The sequence below is a fragment of the Rhodococcus sp. IEGM 1307 genome, assembly GCF_030056915.1.
Lineage (GTDB): Bacteria > Actinomycetota > Actinomycetes > Mycobacteriales > Mycobacteriaceae > Rhodococcus_F > Rhodococcus_F opacus_D.
Genome location: NZ_JASHKW010000018.1, coordinates 119,201 through 136,663, shown reverse-complemented (window position 1 = coordinate 136,663; position 17,463 = coordinate 119,201). Strand labels below are relative to the sequence as shown.

Here is a 17,463-nt window from a genome sequence, read left to right as displayed (position 1 = left end):
GCCACCGCCAGGCCGGCGCCCTCGACCGAATTTGGCTCCACCGCGCAGATTGCGTATCGTGGAGTGGTTGCCCTTTGTCGTTTCCCTTTTCTCGAAAGTGAAGTTTGTTGTCATCCCATCGCCACAGCTCATCGCGTTCCCGACGGGACGCGGACTTTGTGCTGGACACGGTCAAACTCGGCCGTCGTCCCGGTTCGATGCGCACCGTGGAACGGGTGGTGACGGCGCCACAGCGCATCGGTCTCGACCTGATCGCCATCGAGGAAGGATCGGAGATCGATCTCGATCTCCGGTTGGAGGCCGTATCCGAGGGGGTTCTGGTCACCGGTTCGTTGCGAGCCGACACCGTGGGGGAGTGCTCGAGATGTCTCGAGCCGTTCTCGGACACGGTGGACCTGACTCTCACGGAGCTGTTCGCTTACCCGGACAGTGCCACGGAAGAGACCACGGAGGAGGGGGAGGTCTATCACGTCGTCGACGACGAGATCGACCTCGAACCCGTCGTGATCGACGCCGTCGGCCTCGCACTGCCGTTGCAGCCGCTCTGCAGTGACGACTGCCAAGGATTGTGCCCAGAATGTGGCGTTCGCCTGGCGATTGCCGAATCTGGCCATGGGCATGACATACTTGATCCTCGCTGGGCTGGTCTTGCAGCCAAATTTGGCGTGGAATCAGAACCCAGCAAGAATCTTGTGAACACCGAAGCCGAGGAGAAGTAGAAGTGGCTGTCCCCAAGCGCAGAATGTCGCGATCCAACACGAGGTCGCGTCGCAGCCAGTGGAAGACCACTGTGCCTACCCTCGTCACCTGCCCCAACCGTGGCTGCGGCGAGAAGACGCTGCCCCACGTCGCGTGCCCGTCGTGTGGCACATACAAGGGCCGCCAGGTCACTGCCGCCGTCTAGTTCTCCGCGGAGAGGCGTTGTGACGAGCGACATCAGTAATACACCCGCCGGCGGCGAGGAGGACCATGCTTCCCTCCTCGCCGCCCTCGGCGTAGAAATCGAGCCTTCACTGCTCACCCTGGCGTTGACGCACCGCTCGTATGCGTACGAGAACGGTGGTCTGCCCACCAACGAGCGTCTCGAATTCCTCGGTGACTCCGTGCTCGGAGTCACCGTCACCGAGAAGCTGTACCTTGCGCATCCGGACAAGTCCGAGGGCGACCTCGCGAAGATCCGGGCGAGCATCGTCAACATGCACGCGCTCGCGGAGGTGGCCCGCACACTCGGTGAGGGCGGCCTCGGTGCCCATCTTCTGCTCGGTAAGGGCGAGGAGATGACCGGTGGCCGTGACAAGCCGAGCATCCTGGCGGACGGCATGGAGTCGATTCTCGGCGCCATCCACCTCGAGCACGGCATCGACACGGCGCGACGCGTCGTACTCGACCTCTTCAGCGACCTTCTCCAGCGAGCCCCTCGCCTCGGCGCGGGTCTGGACTGGAAGACGAGTCTGCAGGAGTTGACGGCGGAGCGTGGCATCGGTGTCCCGGCGTACGAGATCACCGCGACCGGCCCGGACCACGACAAGGAATTCACCGCCACCGTGATCGTCGGCGGCAAGCCCCTCGGCGTCGGTATCGGCCGCTCCAAGAAAGAGGCCGAGCAGAAGGCTGCGAGCACGGCGTGGAATGCGTTGTCCGACGCAGGCCCCGACGTAGCGGCCGACGACGTCAGTGCCTGAACTACCCGAAGTCGAGGTGGTCCGGCGCGGACTCGAACGCCACATCGTGGGGGCGTCGATCGATTCCGTCGACATCCTGCACCCACGTGCGATCAGGCGTCATCTGCCCGGCGCCGCCGACCTCGCCGGACAGCTCACCGGCGAACGTATCGCGAGCGCCGACCGTCGTGGAAAGTATCTGTGGCTGGTCCTCGAACCCAGCACGGTCGCTCTCGTGGTGCATCTCGGCATGAGTGGTCAAATGCTCGTGCAGCCACCGGAATTGCCGACCGAGAAGCATTTGCGGATCCGGGCCCGGCTCGATTCCGGTCTCGACCTCCGGTTCGTCGACCAGCGGACGTTCGGGGGCTGGGCGCTGGCGCCGCTCGTCGACGTCGACGGCTCGCTCGTGCCGGACTCGGTGGCGCACATCGCCCGTGACCCACTGGATCCGCGTTTCGACCTCGCGGCCACCGTGAAGGTCGTGCGCGGCAAGCACACCGAGATCAAACGTGCGCTTCTGGACCAGACCGTCGTCTCCGGCATCGGCAACATCTATGCGGACGAGGCGCTGTGGCGCGCACAGATCCACGGAAATCGGCTCACCGACAGGCTGAGTGGTCCCAAGGTCCGTGAAGTGCTCACGGCCGCCCAGGAGGTCATGCGTGAGGCGCTCACTCAGGGCGGCACGTCCTTCGACGCGCTCTACGTGAACGTCAACGGCGAGTCGGGCTATTTCGACCGTTCGCTGTCCGCCTACGGTCAGGAGGATCGCCCGTGCCCGCGGTGCGGCACCGCGATCAGGCGAGAGAAATTCATGAACCGCTCGTCGTTCAGTTGCCCGAAGTGCCAGCCGGCACCACGGAGAAGCCCGGCGAAATCGTCTGTGTGAGTTCGGCGGTCGCGGGCTCCTCGGAGAGCTGACCGTCGCTGTCGTGGCGCGGTGTCGCCTTGGCGTCGAAGTAGTCGCCGCCCTTGCGTTTCACGTCGTCGGTGCCCCACTCGCGGTGGCGGGGGACCGGTGCCATTCTCGGAATGTGCTTGCGACAGTGGATGTATGCCTCCTCGACGTCCACGACCACCCAGCGTTCCGGGATCCGGCCGTTCGTGTGGTCCGCAGGCAGATCTGCGATCTCGGAGCGCAGGACCGGGTCTTCGACGATCCGGGCCGAGCCGTTCACGTGCAGTCCGATGAGGTCCTGCACGAAGTCCACGAGAATGATTCCGACGTGCGGGTTTTCCCGGATGTTGCCGAGGCTCGCCATGACGCCGTTGCCGCGGTACTCCGGATACGCGAGGGTCTTCGAGTCGATGACGTGCATGAATCCCGGTGTCCCGGCGCGCAGACTGTTGTCGCATTCGCCGGACGCGTCGGCGGTGGCGATGAAGGCGATCTCCTGGCGGCCGACGAACTCGATCATCGTCGGATTGAGATGGTCCAGCATCTGATCCGAGTAGAACTTGGCGGCACGATCCTCGGTGCCGTACTCGGACTGAAGCCCGCGCTCTCCCGCACTACCGATCTGGCCCATCTGCATTCCCCGCTACGTCTCGGCGTCATTGGTCGGTTCACCCTACGGCCCACCGGTTCCCTCTGCTGAGAATCCTCGTTCACAATTGTGTGGAAACCACTGCCGCCCACCCACCTACCTGGCGTTGCGTCGATCGGTGGCAGGATTGACCCATGGCAGAACAGACTTCCGACACGACGGCGCCCACCTCACTGTGGGTCGAGCGGACGGGCACCCGGCGATACACGGGCCGCAGCTCGCGCGGCGCCGAGGTCCTGATCGGCTCCGAGGGCGTGGAGGGCGTGTTCACCCCCGGGGAACTCCTGAAGATCGCACTCGCCGCGTGCAGTGGAATGAGCTCGGACTTCCCGCTGTCGCGGCGACTGGGCGACAACTACGACGCAACCATCCGGGTGTCCGGTGCCGCCGACCGGGAGAACGAGGTGTACCCGCAGCTGGACGAGGTGCTGGAGCTGGACCTCAGCGAGCTCGACGCCGACGCGCAGGAGCGTCTGGTGGCGCTCGTGGAACGGTCGGTCGACAAGGTCTGCACGGTCGGGCGGACGCTGAAGGCCGGGACGAAAGTGACGTTGACCGTCCAGAGGGAAGCATGATGCGTCGTGAGCTGGCCGCACTCGCGGGCGGGACGGCGCTCTGCGCGGGTCTGCTCGTGGTCGCGCCCGCGGCCGCCGGGCCCGCGTTCTCGCCCCCCGGCGGTGCGTGCACCCCGTGGTCGGTGTCGGAGGTGACGTCCGGGGCGGGTGTTCTCGAGAACCTGGCCTTCGACGGCGCGGGCACCATGCTGGTGTCGCGGACAGGCCTGGTGGGCGGCGGAGCCCTCGACGGGGTCGCCCCCGACGGCACTGTCACCCCGGTCGTGCCCGAGGTCGAGTCGCCCGGTGGAATCGCCGTGGACGGCGCCGACGCGTACTTCGCCACGGGGAACTCCTTCGCCGCCGGGGTCACCGGCTCGGCGAGCGGCACGGTCGACGTCGTGAACCTCGACACGGGTGACACACGCACCGTGGCCGAGGGACTGGTCATGCCGAACGGGCTGGTCCGGCTGGGCAACGGAGACATCCTCACCACCCGGAATTTGGGCTCCGGGGCGGGACTGACGCGCGTCCCCGCGGCGGATCCCCACACACCGGAGGTCGTCCGCACCGATCTCGGCACCGTCGACGGTCTCTCCGCGCACGACGGCAACGTCTACACGGTGACGACGTTCGACACGACCACCACGCTGCGCATCCTCCGCGAAGACGACCTCGGCGGACCCGTTGTCTCCGTCGCGCTGCCCGGCTCCGGGCCCCTCAACGCGGCCGACGACCTCACCGCCGGACCGGACGGCATCGTCTACGTCGCCTACAACGGCGGCGGCAAGGTGGTGCGGGTCGATCCCACGACGGGGGAGAGCTGCGCCCTGGCGTCCGGACTGCCGCTCGTGTCCTCGGTGCGGTTCGGCGCCGGACCGGGCTGGGATCCTGACGCGCTCTATGCCACCAGCTTCACCGGGAAGATCTACAAGCTCGAACGGTCGTGACGGACATGGAGAGAATGACCGCGTGGGTGCACGGATTCGTGCAGGGTGTGGGATTCCGGTGGTGGACCCGCGCCCGCGCGCTGGAACTCGGCCTCGTCGGATACGCGGCCAACCAGAAGGACGGCCGCGTGCTCGTCATCGCCGAGGGGCCTCGGGACAAGCTGGAAACCCTGCTGACGCTGCTGCGGTCGGGAGACACACCGGGCGCGGTTGATCTCGTCGTGGAGCAATGGGATTCCGCCCGCGGCGACCTCACCGGGTTCGTGGAACGGTGAACCGCAGGTAAAGTTCTCCGTCATGCATCTGAAGAGTCTGACGCTGAAGGGATTCAAATCCTTTGCGTCCGCAACGACTCTGCGATTCGAGCCGGGAATCACCTGTGTCGTAGGGCCCAACGGGTCGGGTAAATCCAACGTCGTCGACGCGCTCACCTGGGTGATGGGCGAGCAGGGGGCGAAGGCACTGCGCGGCGGCAAGATGGAAGATGTCATCTTCGCCGGCACCGCCGGGCGGGCGCCCCTCGGACGCGCCGAGGTCACGCTGACCATCGACAACTCCGACGGCGCCCTGCCGATCGACTACTCCGAGGTGTCGATCACCCGGCGCATGTTCCGCGACGGCGCCGGAGAATACGAGATCAACGGCAGCTCGTGCCGGCTCATGGACGTGCAGGAACTGCTCAGCGACTCCGGCATCGGCCGGGAGATGCACGTGATCGTCGGTCAGGGCCGCCTCGCCGCCATCCTCGAATCCCGACCGGAGGATCGGCGCGCATTCATCGAGGAAGCAGCCGGCGTTCTCAAGCACCGCAAGCGCAAGGAAAAAGCGGTCCGCAAACTCGACGCCATGCAGGCCAATCTGGCGCGCCTGAACGACCTCACGGCGGAACTGCGGCGCCAGCTCAAACCGCTCGGCAGGCAGGCCGAGGTGGCGCGCCGCGCCCAGACCGTGCAGGCCGACCTCCGCGACGCGAAGCTGCGGCTCGCCGCGGACGACCTGGTCACGCGGCGCGAGGAGCTGGCCAACCAGGCTCAGGACGAGAAGGTCGCGCGTGAGCAGCACGACCAGGTCACCGAGGCGCTCGACGAGGCCAATCTGGAGCTCGGACGGCACGAACAGGAACTGTCGAGGCTCACACCGGGTGCGGAAGCGGCCGCGCAGACGTGGTTCCAGCTGTCGGCACTCGCGGAGCGCGTCAACGCGACCATCCGCATCGCCCGCGAACGGGCGCGCCACCTCGACTCCGAGCCCTCCGCGAACCGCGGTCAGGATCCGGACGAGATGGAGGCCCGCGCCGACCGGATCGCCGCGGAGGAAATGGAGCTCGTCGAAGCCGTCGAGATGGCGCGCGCGGCGCTGGACGCGGCCAAGGAGCAGCTGGCACTGGGGGAGGAGACCGCCGCCGAGGCCGAACGCGCTCACATGGCGGCGGTCCGGGCGATCGCCGACCGCCGTGAAGGCCTGGCCCGGCTGTCCGGGCAGGTCGACACGCTGCGCACCCGCGCCGACTCCGTCGACGCCGAAGTGTCCCGGCTGACCGTCGCAATCGAAGAGGCCCGGCAGCGCGGCGACGCGGCACAGTCCGAATTCGAGGTGGTCCAGGACGAGATCGGTGACCTCGACGCCGGCGAGCTCGGGCTGGATTCCCACCACGAGCGTGCCGTCGAGGCACTGCGCCTGATCACCGAACGCGTCACGGAACTCCAGGCCGAGGAGCGCGCCGCCGGACAGGAAGTGGCATCCCTGCGTGCCCGGATCGACGCGCTGTCGATGGGCCTCGAACGCAAGGACGGCGCCGGCTGGCTCGTCGAGAATCGGGCGCAGCACGGCATCCGGGGACCGATCGGTGGACTCATCACCGTCGAGAAGGGATACGAGGGTGCTGTCGCCGCGGCCATGGGCCCCGCCGCGGACGCCGTCGTCGCCGAATCCCTCGACGCCGCCCGCGGCGCCGTCGGTGCGCTGAAGGAAACGGACAGCGGACGGGCGTCCCTGTTCATCGGCACCGATCACGTCGCAGGTGACGGCGGGCACCTGGACTCCGGCGCCCGGTGGGCCGTCGACGTCATCGACTGCCCCGCCGAACTGCGGACCGGGCTCGCAGCGCTCCTGGGCGGAGTGGTCGTGGTCGATTCCCTCGACGACGCCGTCGAGACCGTCCGGCGCAGGCCCGACGTGCGCGCCGTCACCCGAGACGGAGATCTCCTCGGAACGGGCTGGATGAGCGGCGGCTCGGACCGTCAGCCGAGCACCCTCGAGGTCCAGGCCGCCATCGACAACTCGGTGCAGGATCTGGCCCGCGCCGAACGTCGCGCCGAGGAACTGTCCGCGGCACTGTCCGGCGCGGTCGCGGAACAGGCCGACCGCCAGGAGAACGCCGAGCAGGCACTGGCCGCGCTGAACGAATCCGACGCCGCGATGTCCGCCATCTACGAGCGCCTCGGCCGCCTCGGCCAGGCCGCGCGGGCCGCGCACGCCGAATCCGATCGGCTCATGGCGCAGCGGGACAAGGCCGAGAGCGGTCGCGAGGACACGCTGACCGCGCTCGCCGAACTCGAGGAACGGCTGCGCCTGGCGGAACAGGACGGGTCGTCCTCCGGCGCCGACACGGGTGGATCCGACACGACGAGCATCGATCGTGAGATGGCGGCCGCGGCGCTGGCCGAAATGCGTGCCGTGGAGGTGGAAGCCCGACTGTCGGTGCGCACGGCCGAGGAGCGTGCCGAATCGGTGCGCGGCAAGGCGGATTCCCTGCGCCGCGCCGCACAGGTGGAACGCGACGCGCGCGCCCGGGCCGAACGTGCGATGAAGGCGCGCCAGAACGCGGCCGCGGTCGCGGCGGCGGTCGCCGAGTCCGGGCAGCGGGTCGCCGAGCACCTCGGTGACGTCGTCGACGCCGCGATGGCGCACCGCGACGAACTCGCGCGGGCCCGCACCGAGCGGACCACCCAACTCGAACAGGTGAAGGAAAGGGTGCGTCAGCTGAGCGGACAGCTGGCGTCGCTCACCGACGCCGTGCACCGCGACGAGGTGGCTCGCGCCCAGGCTGCGCTGCGCATCGAGCAACTCGAGGAGGCGATCCTCGAACAGCACGGCATCGGCCTGGACGATCTGATCGCCGAATACGGCCCCGACGTCGCGCTGCCGCCGTCCGCACTCGAGATGGAGGAGTACGAGCAGGCGAAGGAGCGCGGCGAGCAGGTCACGATGCCCGCACCGATTCCGTACGACCGCGCCACGCAGGAGCGTCGCGCGAAACGTGCCGAGAAGGACCTGGCGACGCTCGGCAAGGTCAACCCGCTGGCACTCGAGGAGTTCGCCGCGCTCGAGGAGCGCTACAACTTCCTCTCGACACAGCTCGAGGACGTGAAGACCGCCCGCAAGGATCTCCTCGGGGTGGTGGCCGACGTCGATGCCCGTATCCTGCAGGTATTCACCGAGGCCTACTCGGACGTCGAACGCGAATTCGTGCAGGTGTTCGCGAAACTGTTCCCCGGCGGTGAAGGCAGGTTGGTGCTCACCGACCCGTCGGACATGCTGACCACCGGCATCGAGGTGGAGGCCCGGCCGCCCGGCAAGAAGGTCAAACGGCTGTCGTTGCTGTCCGGTGGCGAGAAGTCGCTGACGGCGGTGGCGATGCTCGTGGCGATCTTCCGGGCCAGGCCGTCCCCCTTCTATGTGATGGACGAGGTGGAGGCCGCACTGGACGACACGAACCTGCGTCGTCTGATCGGATTGTTCGAGCAGTTGCGGGAGAAGTCGCAGCTGATCGTCATCACCCACCAGAAGCCGACGATGGAGGTGGCCGACGCGCTCTACGGCGTCAGCATGCGCGGCGACGGCATCACCACCGTCATCTCCCAGCGGCTCCGTGGCCAGGACATGGCGGCCGCGGACGCCTGATTCCGGTCCGAGCCGGGACTGTGCGCGTGGGAAGGCAGTGAGCAACGAAATCCGGAGCCTGAAACAATGGGCGGCGTGACTACCGGAGCTTGGATTGCCATCGCGGCCGCACTGGCCGTACTTCTCGTCGTTCTCGTCGTCGGGTCCCTGCTGTATCGGCGTCGCCGAATCTCCCTGAAGGCGCCGGACACCCCGCAGGTCACCACGGCGGAGAAGGACCGTTCGGGCAGTTACCGCGCGGACGGCGGGTTCAACTTCAGCCAGGGGTCGACGGCGACGGCGCCGCCACGTCCGCCTGCGCCCGAGCCGGTTCTGCCGAAGCCGGTGCCCGAACCCGAGATCGTCGTACCCGAACCCGAGGTCGTCGCACCCCCGGCACCGGAGAAGGCGCCCGAGCCGGAGAAGGCCCCGGAGAAGCCGACGGTCCCGCCGGAGCCGGTCACGTACGAACCGGTCGTCGCACCCGAGGTCGAACCGGAACCCGAGGTCGCGCCCGCGCCCGAACCCGAAGCCGAAGCCGCACCGGCCCCCGCCGCGCCGGTGCTCGACGTCATCGCTCCCACGGAGGGGCGGCTCGACCGTCTGCGTGGGCGGTTGTCCCGTTCCCAGTCCGCCGTAGGCAAGAGCCTGCTCGGACTGCTCGGCGGCGGCGATCTCGACGAGGACTCCTGGGAAGAGGTGGAGGACACGCTCCTCATCGCCGACCTCGGCTCGGCGACCACCACGAAGATCGTCACGTCGCTGCGTGAGCAGATGGCGTCGCGCAGCGTCCGCACCGAGGCCGATGCCCGTGCGCTCCTCCGCGAAGTCCTGGTCGCCGAACTCCGGCCGGAACTCGATCGCTCGATCCGTGCCCTGCCGCACGACGACCACCCGGCGGTCCTGCTGGTCGTCGGTGTGAACGGCACCGGCAAGACGACGACCACCGGCAAGCTCGCGCGTGTTCTCGTGGCCGACGGCAGGCGTGTCCTGCTCGGTGCCGCCGACACGTTCCGTGCTGCCGCCGCGGACCAGCTGCAGACGTGGGCCGAGCGGGTGGGCGCCGAGGTGGTGCGCGGGAAGGAAGCCGCAGATCCGGCGGCCGTCGCGTTCGATGCCGTGGCCAAGGGAATCGACAACGGCGTCGACGTCGTGCTGATCGACACGGCCGGCCGGCTCCACACGAAGACCGGACTGATGGACGAGCTGGGCAAGGTGAAGCGGGTCATCGAGAAGAAGGCGTCGGTGGACGACGTCCTCCTCGTCCTGGACGCGACCATCGGGCAGAACGGCCTCGCGCAGGCGCGGGTGTTCGCCGAGGTCGTCGACATCACCGGGGTGGTGCTCACCAAGCTCGACGGCACCGCCAAGGGCGGCATCGTGTTCCAGGTTCAGCACGAACTCGGGGTTCCCGTGAAGCTCGTCGGACTCGGTGAGGGCGCCGACGATCTGGCGCCGTTCGAGCCGGGTGCCTTCGTCGACGCGTTGCTCGGCTGACGCAGCGATCCGGGTCGTCTCGGGCTCCCGGACCGCTCAGGCGGGCTGAAACCGACCGCAAATCGCCTGGCGAAACCTGCACGCAACAAAATAGGCCGATGCGTTCACGCGCGCGAAACAGTGCAGTGGCACAGCCGAAACACCAACTGAGCACCCTTCTTCTCAGGTCGTCAGCCGCTACCGGCTGGGCAGAGAAGGAGGAGGCTCAAGGTGGATTTCCCCACTATCGGTGCACCGGACACCGGGGACACAGCGTGGATGCTGACCAGCGCCGCGCTCGTGTTGCTCATGACTCCGGGTCTTGCGTTCTTCTACGGCGGCATGGTGCGGGCCAAGAGCGTGCTGAACATGCTCATGATGAGCATCAGCGCGATGGGTGTCGTCGGCATCCTGTGGGTTCTCTACGGCTACTCCATGGCCTTCGGTGAGGACAAGGGAAACCTTGTCGGTGATCCGTTCCAGTACTTCGGGCTCAAAGGACTGATCGGCGGGTCGTACCTCGCCGAGACCGACGATGCCGGTTCGGTGATCGCCGATTCCGCGATCCCGCTCGTCGGCACCATCCCCGCGACGGTCTTCGTCGCGTTCCAGGCCATGTTCGCGATCATCACCGTGGCCCTCATCTCGGGTGCCGTGGCGGATCGCCTGCGCTTCGGTTCCTGGCTGCTGTTCGCCGGCCTCTGGGCGACGGTCGTGTACTTCCCCGTGGCGCACTGGGTCTTCGCCTTCGACGGCGTCACCGCCGAGACCGGTGGCTGGATCGCCAACAAGCTCGCCGCGGTCGACTTCGCGGGTGGTACCGCCGTCCACATCAACGCCGGCGCCGCCGGCCTCGTCCTCGCGATCATCCTCGGCAAGCGCAAGGGATGGCCGGGCACCCCGTTCCGTCCGCACAACCTGCCCTTCGTGATGCTCGGCGCCGGCCTCCTCTGGTTCGGCTGGTTCGGTTTCAACGCCGGTTCGGCCGTCGGTTCCAACGGCATCGCCGGAGCAACCTTCATCACCACCGTCATCGGAACGTGCGCGGCCATGCTCGCCTGGCTCCTGGTCGAGCGGATTCGCGACGGCCACGCCACCACACTCGGTGCGGCGTCCGGAATCGTGGCCGGCCTGGTTGCCATCACGCCTTCCTGTTCCTCGGTGAACGTCCTCGGCGCGCTCGCCATCGGCGTCGTCGCGGGCGCACTCTGCGCGCTCGCGGTCGGACTCAAGTTCCGCTTCGGGTTCGACGACTCGCTCGACGTCGTCGGTGTCCACCTCGTCGGCGGCATCGTCGGAACGCTGATGGTCGGCCTGGTCGCAACTGCTGAGGCGCCCGCGGGTGTTGTCGGACTGTTCTATGGTGGAGGCCTCGACCAACTCTGGCGTCAGGCAGTGGGCGCCGGAGCAGTACTGCTTTACTCGCTCGTCGGTACGGCCGTCGTCGCGTTGATCGTGAAGTTCACGATCGGTCTGCGGCTCAGCGACGAGGGTGAATCACTTGGAGTGGACGAGTCGGAACACGCAGAAACTGGCTACGATTTCGCCGCTCTCGGCGGAAACTCGGCGACTGCTCGTGTATCCGGCAAGGAGGGATGAGGAAATGAAGCTGATCACAGCAATTGTCAAGCCGTTCACTCTGGAGGACGTCAAGACGGGACTCGAGCAGGCGGGCGTCCTGGGCATGACCGTCAGCGAGGTCCAGGGGTACGGCCGGCAGAAGGGCCACACCGAGGTCTACCGAGGTGCCGAGTACTCGGTCGATTTCGTTCCGAAGGTCCGGGTCGAGGTCGTCGTGGACGACGCTGCTGTGGACAAGGTCGTCGAGGTGATCGTCGAAGCGGCACGCACCGGCAAGATCGGTGACGGCAAGGTCTGGGTCTCGCCGGTCGAGTCGGTCATCCGGGTGCGCACCGGGGAACGCGGCGCGGATGCGCTCTGACCCCAACGGGTCCGGTAAGACCGGCCCTGGTCCCGTCGCCAAGGCGACGGAACCAGGGCCGGTTGCGTCAGGCGGATCGGACGAAGCAGCGGACCTGGCCCGTGCACGCAGGCAACTGCTCACCGGCGGCTCCGAGACCGGCCCCGGCGCAAGGAATCCCGCAGGACACGGGCGTCGGCTCGACGCCGCAGCGCTCCGTCACGCGCTCGTGGACCTGCACGAGTTCTGGTTGACCACAAAGGGTGCCGAGCTGGGCATCAAGCCCGACAGCGGTTTCGCACTCGTCGCTGTCGGTGGGCTCGGACGGCGGGAACTTCTGCCGTATTCGGATCTCGACCTCCTCCTGCTTCACGACGACATGGATCCGGCAGTCGTCGCGCAGGTCGCCGACCAACTCTGGTATCCGTTGTGGGACGCGCACATCAAGCTCGACCACAGCGTCCGCACCATCCCTCAGGCACTACAGGTGGCGGACACGGACATCACCGCGGCTCTGGGAATGCTCGAGGCGCGTCATATCGTCGGCGACGTCGAGCTGACCAATCTGCTCATCAGCGGCGTCCGCAGGCAGTGGCGCACCGACATCCGCAACCGTTTCGACGGACTCATCGAGCAGACGCGGTCGCGCTGGGAACGCAGCGGCGAGATCGCCCACCGCGCAGAGCCCGACCTGAAGAGCGGTCGCGGTGGACTGCGGGACGTACAGTTGCTCAACGCGCTGTCCATCGCGCAGCTCACCGACGGCATGCCCGGGCTCGGTCCCGAGTCGCCCGGCGGGGGACTGGCACTCGCACATCGCCGGCTCCTCGACGTCCGCACCGAACTGCACCGGGTCGCGGGCCGCTCCCGCGATCAGCTGCGGGCGCAGGACGCCGACGAGATCGGCGCCGCACTGCGGATCGGCGATCGATTCGACCTCGCACGCATGCTCAGCGATGCCGCACGCACCATCAGCTATTCCGTCGACGTCGGTGTGCGGACGGCCGGGCACGCCCTGCCGCGGCGCGGTCTGGCGCGGTTGCGCCGACCACCGGTGCGACGGCCCCTCGACGAGGGTGTCGTCGAGCACGCCGGTGAAGTGGTGCTGGCGCGCGACGCCCGGCCGGCGAAGGATCCCGGCCTCGTGCTGCGGGTCGCGTCGGCGTCGGCGACGACGGGGATGCCGATGTCGGCGTCCACTCTGAATCGCCTGGCCGACAACGCTCCCGAGCTGCGCGAGCCGTGGCCGAAGGAGGCGCTGAACGATCTGCTGGTGATGCTGGGCTCGGGTAGCCGTGCCGTCGCGGCGATCGAAGCTCTCGATCGGACCGGCCTGTGGGGCAGGCTTCTTCCCGAGTGGGGTGCCGTCCGGGACCTGCCGCCGCGGGACGCGGTGCACACGTGGACGGTGGACCGTCATCTCGTCGAGACCGCTGCCTATGCCAGCGGGTTCACCACCCGCGTGGCCCGCCCGGACCTGCTGATGCTCGGCGCGTTACTGCACGACATCGGCAAGGGCCGCGGCGGCGACCACAGCGTGGTCGGCGCGGAACTGGCCACCCAGATCGGTAAGCGCCTCGGATTGTGGCCGTCGGACGTCGCGCTGCTGACGGCGATCGTGCGCCACCACCTGCTGCTGCCGCACACCGCGACCCGGCGGGACCTCGACGATCCCGAGACGGTCGAGCGGGTCGTGGAAGCGATCGGCGGCGACGGCGTCCTGCTGGAGTTGCTGCATGCGCTGGCGGAGGCCGATTCGCTGGCGACGGGTCCCGGTGTGTGGGGCGACTGGAAGTCGTCGCTGATCGGGGAACTCGTGCGCCGCTGCCGTCTGGTCATGGCGGGAGAGGTGCTTCCCGCACCCGATCCGCTCGATCCGGAACACGTGGCTCTGGCCGCGTCGGGTGGCGTGCACGTCGCGCTGGTTCCCGCCGACAGTCCCCACACGTATGTGGTGACGGTCATCGCACCCGATCAGCGGGGTCTGCTGTCGAAGGCGGCGGGCGTGCTCGCGCTGCACTCCCTGCGGGTCTACTCCGCGTCCCTGGGCAGCGCCGAGGGGTCGGCGGTCAACTCGTTCGTCGTGTCCCCGAGATTCGGGGCGCCGCCGCAAGCGGGTCTGCTGCGGCAGGAGCTGATCCGCGCGCTGGCGGGGGAGCTGAACCTGCTGGAGATGCTCACGGCCAAGGAAGAGGAGGCTCGCGAGAGCCAGCGCGTCGCCGCTGTGGAGGAACGGGGCGAAGCCGCGGTTCCGGTGCAGTACGCGCAGGCGCCGCCGCGGGTCATCTGGTTCGACACCGCATCGCCCGGCGAGGTCATCCTCGAGCTGAGGGCCGAGGACCGGCTGGGGCTGCTGTCCCGGCTCGCCGACGCGTTCGACACGTGCGGCGCGGACGTCCGCTGGGCGCGGGTGACCACCCTGGGTTCTTCGGTGATCGACTCGTTCTGCCTCGATCTCGGCGGCGGGGACACCCGGGCGAGCAGGGAACAGGTCGAGAGCGCGATCCTCGGCGTCGTTCCGCTCACGAAGCCGAAGAAGCAGGAGGGCAGCGGGGGAGAATGAACGGCAGGACGTGAGCGGCTAGGCTGGTGCCCGAGAATATCCACCGCATACTCGTATGACTTCAGGAGCGCACTCGGTGTTCGAATCCCTTTCCGACAGGTTGACCGGAACCCTCAAGGATCTGCGTGGCAAGGGTCGCCTTTCCGGAGCCGACATCGATGCCACCTGTCGTGAGATCCGGTTGGCCCTGCTCGAGGCAGACGTCGCGCTGCCGGTCGTCCGCGCGTTCATCGCCAAGATCAAGGAACGCGCCAAGGGCGTCGAGGTGTCGGCGGCGCTGAACCCGGCGCAGCAGGTCGTCAAGATCGTCAATGAGGAACTCGTCGGGATCCTCGGTGGCGAGACCCGCCGTCTGGTGTTCGCCAAGACGCCGCCGACGGTCATCATGCTCGCCGGTCTGCAGGGTTCCGGTAAGACGACGCTCGCCGGCAAGCTCGCGAAGTGGCTGCGCGACCAGGGGCACACCCCGCTGCTCGTCGCCTGCGACCTGCAGCGTCCCGGCGCCGTCACCCAGCTGCAGATCGTCGGCGAGAGGGCGGGCGCTACGGTGTTCGCTCCGCACCCCGGCACGTCCATCGGCGGCGGCGACAACGAGCTGGGCATCACCGCGGCCGACCCGATCGAGGTGGCCCGGGCAGGTGTCGAGGAAGCCCGCAGCAAGCAGTTCGACGTGGTGATCGTCGACACCGCGGGCCGCCTGGGTATCGACGCCGACCTGATGGCGCAGGCGGCGGGTATCCGCGACGCCGTGAACCCGGACGAGACGATCTTCGTTCTCGACGCGATGATCGGTCAGGACGCGGTCAGCACGGCCGAGGCGTTCCGTGAGGGTGTCGGATTCACCGGTGTCGTGCTCACGAAGCTCGACGGTGACGCCCGCGGTGGTGCGGCGCTCAGCGTCCGCGAGGTCACCGGGCAGCCCATTCTGTTCGCGTCCACGGGTGAGAAGCTCGAGGACTTCGACGTCTTCCATCCCGATCGCATGGCCAGCCGCATCCTCGGCATGGGTGACGTCCTCAGCCTGATCGAGGCGGCCGAGCAGCACTTCGACGCCGAGCAGGCCGAGGCCACGGCCCAGAAGATCGGCTCGGGACAGCTCACGCTGGAGGACTTCCTCGAGCAGATGATGGCCGTCCGCAAGATGGGCCCCATCGGCAACCTCCTGGGCATGCTCCCGGGTGCCGGACAGATGAAGGACGCTCTCGCGAACGTCGACGAGAAGCAGCTCGACCGGGTGCAGGCCATCATCCGCGGCATGACCCCCGCCGAGCGCGACGATCCCAAGATCATCAACGCGTCCCGCAGGCTGCGGATCGCCAACGGTTCGGGCGTCAAGGTCTCCGACGTCAACCAGCTCGTCGACCGTTTCTTCGAGGCCCGCAAGATGATGGCCGCGATGGCCGGGCGAATGGGCATGCCCGGCTCGCGGAAGCAGCAGCGCAGCAAGAAGGGCAAGAAGGGCAAGAAGGGTGGCAAGGGCCCGACGCCGCCGAAGGTGCGCGGAGGATTCCCCGGCGGCCTGCCCGGCGGGTTCCCGGGAATGCCGCCCGGCGGTCTCCCCGCGGGGATGCCCGATCTGTCGAACATGCCGAAGGGCCTCGACGAATTGCCGCCCGGGCTCGAGGGCATCGACCTGTCCCAGCTGAAGCTGCCGAAGAAGTAGCCGATGGCCGCACTGCACTTCCGGGGCACCGGTCTGCCCGACGAACAGCCGGTCGAGTTCTGGGTCGACGGCGGTGTGATCTCGACGGAACCGGTTCCCGGCGCCGAGACCGTCTGCGAATCGGGATGGATCGTGCCCGGTCTCGTCGACGCCCACTGCCACGTCGGCATCCGGTTCGGCGGCGGCGGTGGCGAGAGCGTCGAGGGGTTGATCGCGCAGGCGGAGACCGAGCGTGACTGTGGGGTCCTGCTGATCCGCGACGCGGGTTCGCCGGTCGACACCCGGTTCGTCGACGATCGTCCCGACCTGCCGAGGATCATCCGCGCCGGGCAGCACATCGCAGCCCCCAAGCGCTACATCCGCGGACTGCCGGTCGATCTGGAGGACGAGTCGCAACTGCCGGACGAGGTGGTGCGCCAGGCCCGGGCCGGTGACGGGTGGGTCAAGCTCGTCGGCGACTGGATCGACCGCTCCGCGGGCGACCTGGCGCCGTTGTGGAGCGACGACATCCTCGTCGAAGCGATCGCGGCCGCACACCGCGAAGGGGCTCGCGTCACCGCGCACGTCTTCGCCGAGGATGCGCTTCCCGGTCTGATCAACGCCGGAATCGACTGCATCGAGCACGGCACCGGGCTCACCGACGAGACGATCGAGCTGATGGTCTCGCACGGAACCGCCCTCGTCCCGACGCTGATCAACATCGCGACGTTCCCGGACATCGCCGAGTCCGCCTCGCGGTTCCCGATCTACGCCGCGCACATGCGTGACCTGCACTCGCGGGTGAAGGACACCATCGGTGCCGCTCACGACGCGGGGATCCCGATCTACGCCGGCACCGACGCCGGCGGATCGATCGTCCACGGACGCATCGCCGACGAGGTCGAGGAACTGAAGGCGGTCGGACTGACCCCGTCCGAGGCGCTCGGCGCCGCATGCTGGGACGCGCGCGCGTGGCTCGGACATCCGGGAGTGGAAGCGGGTGCGCCCGCGGATCTGCTGGTCTTCCGGAACGACCCGCGCGCGAGCAGCGACGCCCTCGCCGCGCCCGACGTCGTGGTGCTGCGGGGCACCGTCGTCAAGACCCGATGACCTGGTTTCCCCCTGACGGTGTTCGTCTGGCAGAATGAACCGCTGTTCGTCGCATCCGGTCACGCACCGCGCGGCGGTCACAGGTTAGAGGCAAAACCGGGCGCGCTATTCCTGCGCGTCGCCGAATTGCACGTGACACGTGAGCACACTCGTG

Annotated in this window: 15 protein-coding genes; 14 read left to right on the top strand and 1 reads right to left on the bottom strand. The window is 68.2% G+C overall.

Annotated features, from left to right (window positions below):
* Window positions 1-158: 158 nt before the first annotated feature.
* The 4 genes from QM841_RS30075 to mutM are packed head-to-tail and all read left to right on the top strand — an operon-like array spanning window position 159 to window position 2,553.
* Window positions 159-719 (top strand): YceD family protein, encoded by a 561-nt coding sequence (locus tag QM841_RS30075; RefSeq protein ID WP_009479706.1) that lies wholly within the window; start codon window positions 159-161, stop codon window positions 717-719.
* Window positions 720-721: 2 nt separating this feature from the next.
* Window positions 722-904: a 50S ribosomal protein L32 gene (gene rpmF / locus QM841_RS30070; protein WP_005240446.1), complete on the top strand. Its 183-nt coding sequence runs from the start codon at window positions 722-724 to the stop codon at window positions 902-904.
* 19 nt (window positions 905-923) lie between these two features.
* Window positions 924-1,682, top strand: coding sequence for a ribonuclease III (gene rnc / locus QM841_RS30065; RefSeq protein WP_283334808.1), 759 nt, complete (start codon window positions 924-926; stop codon window positions 1,680-1,682).
* Window positions 1,675-2,553 carry a bifunctional DNA-formamidopyrimidine glycosylase/DNA-(apurinic or apyrimidinic site) lyase gene (gene mutM / locus QM841_RS30060; protein ID WP_283334807.1) on the top strand — a complete coding sequence of 293 codons (879 nt, stop codon included), beginning with the start codon at window positions 1,675-1,677 and terminating at the stop codon, window positions 2,551-2,553. Before rnc ends, mutM begins: the two co-directional genes overlap by 8 nt.
* On the opposite strand, the gene QM841_RS30055 is transcribed toward mutM, so the two are convergent.
* Window positions 2,495-3,199 (bottom strand): pyridoxamine 5'-phosphate oxidase family protein, encoded by a 705-nt coding sequence (locus QM841_RS30055; protein WP_283334806.1) that lies wholly within the window; start codon window positions 3,197-3,199, stop codon window positions 2,495-2,497. The two genes, mutM and QM841_RS30055, sit on opposite strands and share 59 nt — an antisense overlap.
* 146 nt (window positions 3,200-3,345) lie before the next feature.
* Here QM841_RS30055 and QM841_RS30050 point away from each other — a divergent pair, with 146 nt between their 5' ends.
* The 10 genes from QM841_RS30050 (at window position 3,346) to QM841_RS30005 (ending at window position 17,309) form a co-directional block, all read left to right on the top strand.
* Window positions 3,346-3,786: an OsmC family protein gene (locus QM841_RS30050; RefSeq protein WP_105413037.1), complete on the top strand. Its 441-nt coding sequence runs from the start codon at window positions 3,346-3,348 to the stop codon at window positions 3,784-3,786.
* On the top strand, window positions 3,786-4,715 hold the full coding sequence (locus QM841_RS30045) for an NHL repeat-containing protein (RefSeq protein WP_280781780.1): 930 nt from the start codon (window positions 3,786-3,788) through the stop codon (window positions 4,713-4,715). Before QM841_RS30050 ends, QM841_RS30045 begins: the two co-directional genes overlap by 1 nt.
* 5 nt (window positions 4,716-4,720) lie before the next feature.
* Complete coding sequence (locus QM841_RS30040) at window positions 4,721-4,990, top strand: acylphosphatase (RefSeq protein ID WP_011598391.1); 270 nt, start codon at window positions 4,721-4,723, stop codon at window positions 4,988-4,990.
* Window positions 4,991-5,012: 22 nt separating this feature from the next.
* Window positions 5,013-8,618 carry a chromosome segregation protein SMC gene (gene smc, locus QM841_RS30035; RefSeq protein WP_283334805.1) on the top strand — a complete coding sequence of 1,202 codons (3,606 nt, stop codon included), beginning with the start codon at window positions 5,013-5,015 and terminating at the stop codon, window positions 8,616-8,618.
* A 66-nt stretch (window positions 8,619-8,684) separates the two neighbouring features.
* Window positions 8,685-10,094 carry a signal recognition particle-docking protein FtsY gene (gene ftsY / locus QM841_RS30030; protein ID WP_280781741.1) on the top strand — a complete coding sequence of 470 codons (1,410 nt, stop codon included), beginning with the start codon at window positions 8,685-8,687 and terminating at the stop codon, window positions 10,092-10,094.
* Window positions 10,095-10,352: 258 nt separating this feature from the next.
* Entirely contained in the window at window positions 10,353-11,672 is a 1,320-nt protein-coding gene (locus tag QM841_RS30025; protein WP_371113085.1) for an ammonium transporter, read from the top strand.
* A gap of 4 nt (window positions 11,673-11,676) precedes the next feature.
* On the top strand, window positions 11,677-12,015 hold the full coding sequence (locus QM841_RS30020) for a P-II family nitrogen regulator (protein ID WP_005240467.1): 339 nt from the start codon (window positions 11,677-11,679) through the stop codon (window positions 12,013-12,015).
* Window positions 12,005-14,557 (top strand): [protein-PII] uridylyltransferase, encoded by a 2,553-nt coding sequence (locus QM841_RS30015; RefSeq protein WP_283334804.1) that lies wholly within the window; start codon window positions 12,005-12,007, stop codon window positions 14,555-14,557. The genes QM841_RS30020 and QM841_RS30015 overlap by 11 nt, the downstream gene beginning before the upstream one ends.
* A gap of 76 nt (window positions 14,558-14,633) precedes the next feature.
* Complete coding sequence (gene ffh / locus QM841_RS30010; RefSeq protein ID WP_283334803.1) at window positions 14,634-16,220, top strand: signal recognition particle protein; 1,587 nt, start codon at window positions 14,634-14,636, stop codon at window positions 16,218-16,220.
* A gap of 3 nt (window positions 16,221-16,223) precedes the next feature.
* On the top strand, window positions 16,224-17,309 hold the full coding sequence (locus QM841_RS30005; RefSeq protein ID WP_283334802.1) for an amidohydrolase family protein: 1,086 nt from the start codon (window positions 16,224-16,226) through the stop codon (window positions 17,307-17,309).
* Window positions 17,310-17,463: the final 154 nt, after the last annotated feature.